This window comes from Streptomyces sp. NPDC037401, from assembly GCF_055602345.1.
Genome location: NZ_JBVJWO010000008.1, coordinates 127,661 through 133,660, shown reverse-complemented (window position 1 = coordinate 133,660; position 6,000 = coordinate 127,661). Strand labels below are relative to the sequence as shown.

Below are 6,000 nucleotides of genomic sequence, written 5' to 3'. Positions count from 1 at the left end.
CAACAAACAACTTCGCCCCACTCCTCCGCTGTGCCCCCCCCCCCCCCTCCTCGCCCCCCCCCCCCCCCCCCCGCCGCGCGGTCCGGCCGTGGCCGCCGCCGAAGTCCTCGTACCCGGCGGACCGTTCACCATGGGCACCTCCGCCGATCCGTGGTCCCTGGACAACGAACGGCCCGCGCACGTCCGGGACATCGCGCCGTTCTGGATCGACACGGTGCCGGTGACCAATGCCGAATACCAGGTCTTCATCGACGAGGGCGGCTACCGCGAACGCCGGCTGTGGGCGCCCGAGGGCTGGGACCAGATACGGCGGCACGGCATCGAGGCGCCGCTGTTCTGGCGCCGCGAGGCGGGCGACTGGGTGCGCCGCCGCTTCGGGGTCACCGAGGCCGTGCCGCCGGACGAGCCGGTGCTGCACGTCAGCTGGTACGAGGCGGACGCCTTCGCCCGCTGGGACGGCCGGCGGCTGCCCACCGAAGCCGAGTGGGAGAAGGCCGCCCGCCACGACCCGGTGACCGGCCGCTCCACCCGCTTCCCGTGGGGCGACGAGGACCCGACGCCCGAGCACGCCAACCTGGGGCAGCGGCACCTGCGCCCGGCCCTCGCGGGCAGCTACCGGCAGGGGCAGTCCCCGCTCGGCGTACGGCAGTTGATCGGTGACGTGTGGGAGTGGACGGCGAGCGACTTCGAGCCCTACCCGGGCTTCCGGGCGTTCCCGTACAAGGAGTACTCGGAGGTGTTCTTCGGGCCGGAGCACAAGGTGCTGCGCGGCGGGTCGTTCGCCGTCGACCCGGTGGCCTGCCGGGGCACGTTCCGCAACTGGGACCTGCCGGTGCGCCGGCAGATCTTCTCCGGCTTCCGCACCGCCCGGGATGCGTGATGTGCCGGCACCTCGCGTACCTCGGCCCCGCCGTGCCGCTGGCCCGGCTGCTCACGGACCCGCCACACAGCCTGCTGCGCCAGTCCTGGGCCCCGCGGATGCAGAAGTACGGCACGGTGAACGCCGACGGTTTCGGCGTCGGCTGGTACGCGGAGGGCGATCCGGTGCCCGCCCGCTATCGCCGGGCCGGGCCCGTCTGGGGCGACCTGTCCTTCGCGGACCTCACCCGGGTGGTCCGCAGCGAGGCGGTGCTGGCGGCCGTACGGTCCGCCACGCTGCCCGGGGCGGACGGTGAGGCGGCCGCCGCGCCGTTCGCCGGGGGCACCTGGCTGTTCAGCCACAACGGCGCCGTCCGCGACTGGCCCGACTCGGCGGCGCAGGCCGCCGCCCAGCTGCCGCCGGCCGAGCTGCTGGGGCTCGCCGCCCGCAACGACTCCGCCTTCGTCTGGGCCCTCGTCCTGCGGCGGCTCCAGGCCGGGGACGACCCCGGCACCGCGCTCGCCGAGCCGGTGCGCGAGCTGGCCGGCGCCGCGCCGGGGTCCCGGCTGAACCTGCTGCTCACGGACGGCCGGACGATCACCGCCACCACGTGGGGCGACACCCTCTGGTACCTCAGCGACCCGGCGGCCGGCCGTACGGTCGTGGCCTCCGAGCCGTACGACGACGACACCCGCTGGTCCGAGGTACCCGACCGGACCCTGCTCACCGCCACCCGCACCTCCGTCTCCCTCACCCCGCTCAAGGAGCCCACCCCGTGAGCCGTTTCCAGCTGACCCGCACCCTGGACGAGCACTCCGCCGAGGCCGCGCTGCGCGCCGACGTCCTGTACGGCCTCACGCAGCACCCCAAGGTGCTGCCGCCCAAATGGTTCTACGACAGCCGCGGCAGCGAGCTCTTCGAGGAGATCACCCGGCTGCTGGAGTACTACCCGACCCGCGCCGAGCGCGAGATCCTGCTGGAGCGGGCCGCGGAGATCGCCGCGGCGAGCGGGGCCCGGACCCTGGTCGAGCTGGGTTCGGGGTCCTCCGAGAAGACCCGGCACCTGATCGAGGCGATGCCCGCCCTCGACGTGTACGTGCCGGTGGACGTGAGCGAAAGCGCACTGGAGGGGGCGGCGAAGACCCTGCTGGACGAGCATCCCGCGCTGCGGGTGCACGCCCTGATCGCCGATTTCACCCGGCCGCTGACGCTGCCCGACTCCCCCGGGCCGCGGCTGGTGGTGTTCCTCGGGGGGACCATCGGCAATCTGCTGCCGGACGAGCGTGCGGCGTTCCTGGCGTCGGTCCGGGCCATGCTCTCGCCCGGGGACGCGCTGCTGCTGGGCACCGACCTGGTGAAGGACGAGGCCACGCTCGTGGCGGCGTACGACGACGCGCGGGGTGTGACGGCCCAGTTCAACAAGAACGTCCTGGCCGTCATCGACCGGGAGCTGGACGCGGACTTCCACACGTACGACTTCGACCACGTGGCGGTGTGGAACCGCGAGCAGGAGTGGATCGAGATGCGCCTGCGGGCTCGCCACGAGCTCAGCGTGAAGATCCGGGAACTGGACCTGGTGGTGCCGTTCGCGGCGGGTGAGGAGATACGGACCGAGGTGTCGGCGAAGTTCCGTCAGGAGGGCGTGCGGGCGGAACTGGCGTCGGCGGGACTGGAGCTGACCGAGTGGTGGACGGACCGGGCCGGGAGGTTCGCGCTCTCGCTGGCCACGGCTTCCTGAGCAGCCCTGGCGAGTGAGCGCCGGTCGGGATGGCGGCCCGCCGGGATCCGCGGCAGCAGGCGGATCTCGGCGGTGATCCCGCGGGCGCGGGCGATCCGCCAGAGCGAGGCGGTGAGGGGGTCGTCCCCGACGAAGGCGGGAGCGGTGGCGCGGCTGCCGTCGGGGAGGCGGTAGCCGAGGTGCACGGGCTGGACGGGGACGCCGGCGTCGATCGCGGCCTGGAAGGCGGCGTTGCGGAAGGGGCCCTGGGCGCGGCCGCACCAGGTGCTGCCTTCGGGGTACACCGTCACACGTGACCCGTCACGGAGTACTCCGGCGATCACGGACACCGTGGCGGGCAGCGCCCGGATCCGGTCCCGCTCGATGAACAGGGTCCCGGCCCGGGCGGCGAGCGGGCCGAGCACGGGCCACCGGCCTATCTCGCTCTTGGCCAGCATCCGGCTGGGCAGGGCGGCCGCCACCAGCGGCACGTCCAGCCAGGAGATGTGGTTGGCCACGATCAGCCGGCCGCCGTCCGGACCCGGACCGCCGCTGATCCTGGTCCGGATCCCGAAGGCCAGCAGCAGGGCGGTGGACCAGGTGCGCACGGCCCGCCCCCGGAGGACCGGGGGCAACAGCCGCAGCAGGGGCGCGCCCGCCACCCCCAGGAGCAGGACCACGGCCGCGGCCGCGAGCCGCAGGACGGCGAGCGGGACGGAGGCGGCCCGCCCTTCGTGGACCGCGCAGGCGCCCGGGACACAGGGCGCGACGGGCAGCCAGGCGTTCACGCCGTCGGGGCGAGCGAGAGGAAGTGGCGCAGGTACCGGGGGTTCGTCCGGCGCAGCGAGAGCAGGACGTACAGGTCGGCGACGCCGAACTCCGCGTCGTGCGCCGGCTCCCCGCAGACCCAGGCGCCGAGCCGGAGGTAGCCGCGCAGCAGCGGCGGCAGCTCGGTCTGCGGGGTCCGGGCCCCGGTGGCGGCGCGGTCCGGCTGCCAGGGGCGGTGGGGGGTGACCCGGTACTCCTCGGGGGCGAGGTTGCGGGACAGTACGGTGTCACATGTGACCGCGGCCAGTGCGCCCCCGTCGGCGAGCGGCACCGAGCAGCAGCCGGCCAGCCAGTTGTGGCCGCTCTTGTCCATGTAGCGGGCCAGCCCGGCCCAGATGAGGGCGATCACGGCGCCGTTGCGGTGGGCGGGGTGGACGCAGGAACGGCCCACCTCCACGAGGTCGGGGCGGATCGGGGCGAGGCGGCCGAGGTCGAATTCGCCCTCGGAGTAGAGCCGGCCCGCGACGGCGGCGCGCTCCGGGGGCAGCAGCCGGTAGGTGCCGACGACCTCGCCGGTGTCCTCGTCCAGCACGAGCAGGTGGTCGCAGTACGCGTCGAAGGCGTCGGAGTCGAGGCCGGGCTCGGGGCCGTCGAGCCGGGCTCCCATCTCGCCGGCGAAGACCTGGTACCGCAGCCGCTGGGCGGCGCGGACCTCGCTCTCGTCGCGGGCCAGGCGGACGGTGTAGCGGGAGGCGGGGGCCGGTGCGGCGAGGGTCGGGGACGGTACCGGGGCGGGCGGGCCGACGGGCCGGGCTGCGGGGACCGTCAGGGATGCGGGGGCGGGGGTGAGGGGCGCGATGCTCATGGCGGCTCCAGATCGGGGCACGGGGAGCCAGGCCCGCCGGTGTGCGGCCTGGCTCCCTAACTTCTTCCGTGACCGGCTGGATTCGACATGACGGCGCAGGGGACCGTGGATGTGCGGATGCTGAATGGCGGGTACGGGCCCCTGCACGCCCTTGCCGGGGCTGCCGGGACGGACGCGCCGGCCGGGGTCAGCGGTCGGAGCTGAGCACCCTGGTGATGATCGCGGAGGCACGCTCGGCCTCCTGCTTCGGGTCCGCGCCGTTGAGGACGGCCGTCATGTAGGGCTTGATTGGGTTCTTCGCCTCGACCTCCGCCCAGCGGGCGGACTTGGGGGTGGCGCGACCCTGTGCGGCGCCCTTCGCCATGGTGGCGGTGCCCTCGTTGCCTTCGACGACGTGCGCGAGGGTGGTCTTGTTCGGCACGTAGCTCATGGCACGGGCGAGCTCGGTCTGCCACTTCTCGCTGACCAGGGCGGTGATCACGGCGATGGCGGCCTTCCGCTGCCCGGTGGCCGCCGGGATGATCAGGTCCGAACCGCCGGTGAACACCGCGCCCGGCTTCGCGGCCGTCTTGCCCGGAATGGGGAAGAAGCCGAGCTTGCCGCGCAGCGAGGGGTTGGCCTGCTCGATCTGGGCGACCTGTCCGGGCGGGCCGATGATCTGGGCGATCTGACCGCCCGCGAAGACCTCCGCCTGCGGGGGCGTCTCCTCGTCGGCGTCCTTGGGGCCGTCGCCGAGCGCCTGGAGCTCCTTGTAGAACTTCATGCCGCGCAGTGCGGCGGGGGTGTCGAGCGTGCCGTTCCACTGGCCGGCGCCCTCGACGGCGAGGTCGCCGCCCTCGTCCCAGATGAAGCCGGACAGCACGTACCAGTTCTGCCCGGCCAGGTAGATGCCCTGGCGGGCTCCCTCGTCGAGCTTCCCGGTGGCCTCGATCCACTCCTGGCGGGTCTGCGGGAGGCTCTTGATGCCCGCGTCCCGGAAGTGGTCCTTGTTGTAGATCACGACGCGGTTGGCGGCGTACCACGGGACGCCGTACTGCGCGCCGTTGATGCTGCCGGGCTCGGCCAGGCCCTTGAGCCAGTCCTTGCCGCCCCAGTCGCGCAGCCCCTCCAGGGTCAGTTCGCTCAGGCCGTTGCTCTCGGCGTACTGCGCGACCTGGGTGTTGCCGACCTCGATGACGTCGGCGGGGTCGGGGTCCTTGCCGTCGAGGACGGCGTTGACCTTGTCGCCGATGCCGGTCCACTCCTGGATCTTTATCTCCAGGTCGATGTCCTCGTGCTCCTTCTCGAAGCTCTCGGTGAACCGGGTCAGGAAGTCATCGGACGCGCTGCCCTTCATCAGCCAGACGGTGACCTTGGAGCTGCCGTCGCCCGTTCCGGGGAGCTGGCCGCAGGCCGTCAGGGCCATGGCCGCCAGGATGGCTGTGGGCACGGCAAGGAAGCGCATCTTCACGAATGTCACCTTCGGGGGTTGATCGCAGATGGCTTGAAATTGGCATGGACCAATGAGCCGGTCAAGGGGGGTCGCCAAGGATTTCTTCACAGAAACCCCACGTGACCCCCTCACATCAGCGGGCAAGTGGGGCCAACCGCCCGCCAGGAGCAGTCGGTCCGAAGGTGATTCCTGTCGCACGACAGGAATCGGCTCCGTCCCGGACGGTGCCGGACGTGTGCAGGAGTAAGCCGTCCGGCGGACCGCACGGCCGGTCGCAGCCGGGACGCCGCGCGGACCCGGGGCAGGTGGGGCACCGTGGAGTGCGTCACCCGATGCAGCAGCACAGCCGACCCTGGAGT

The 6,000-nt window shown here is 73.0% G+C and carries 6 protein-coding genes; 3 read left to right on the top strand and 3 right to left on the bottom strand.

Going from position 1 to position 6,000, the window contains the following annotated elements:
- The 3 genes from ACZ7H1_RS10190 to egtD form a co-directional block, all read left to right on the top strand.
- A partial coding sequence (locus tag ACZ7H1_RS10190) for an SUMF1/EgtB/PvdO family nonheme iron enzyme (protein ID WP_470785346.1) occupies positions 1–880 on the top strand: 880 nt, incomplete at its 5' end.
- A complete protein-coding gene (egtC, locus tag ACZ7H1_RS10185) occupies positions 880–1,638 on the top strand; it encodes an ergothioneine biosynthesis protein EgtC (protein WP_470785345.1) in 759 nt (252 codons plus the stop codon). The genes ACZ7H1_RS10190 and egtC, both read left to right, overlap by 1 nt.
- Positions 1,635–2,597, top strand: coding sequence for an L-histidine N(alpha)-methyltransferase (gene egtD, locus ACZ7H1_RS10180; protein WP_470785343.1), 963 nt, complete (start codon positions 1,635–1,637; stop codon positions 2,595–2,597). The genes egtC and egtD overlap by 4 nt, the downstream gene beginning before the upstream one ends.
- Here egtD and ACZ7H1_RS10175 read toward each other — a convergent pair.
- The 3 genes from ACZ7H1_RS10175 to ACZ7H1_RS10165 form a co-directional block, all read right to left on the bottom strand.
- On the bottom strand, positions 2,492–3,364 hold the full coding sequence (locus ACZ7H1_RS10175) for a lysophospholipid acyltransferase family protein (RefSeq protein WP_470785341.1): 873 nt from the start codon (positions 3,362–3,364) through the stop codon (positions 2,492–2,494). The genes egtD and ACZ7H1_RS10175 overlap by 106 nt on opposite strands.
- The gene (locus ACZ7H1_RS10170; protein ID WP_470785340.1) at positions 3,361–4,209 is read right to left on the bottom strand and encodes a GNAT family N-acetyltransferase; all 849 of its coding nucleotides are present in this window, start codon (positions 4,207–4,209) and stop codon (positions 3,361–3,363) included. The genes ACZ7H1_RS10175 and ACZ7H1_RS10170 overlap by 4 nt, the downstream gene beginning before the upstream one ends.
- A gap of 187 nt (positions 4,210–4,396) precedes the next feature.
- A complete protein-coding gene (locus ACZ7H1_RS10165) occupies positions 4,397–5,659 on the bottom strand; it encodes an extracellular solute-binding protein (RefSeq protein ID WP_470785338.1) in 1,263 nt (420 codons plus the stop codon).
- Positions 5,660–6,000: the final 341 nt, after the last annotated feature.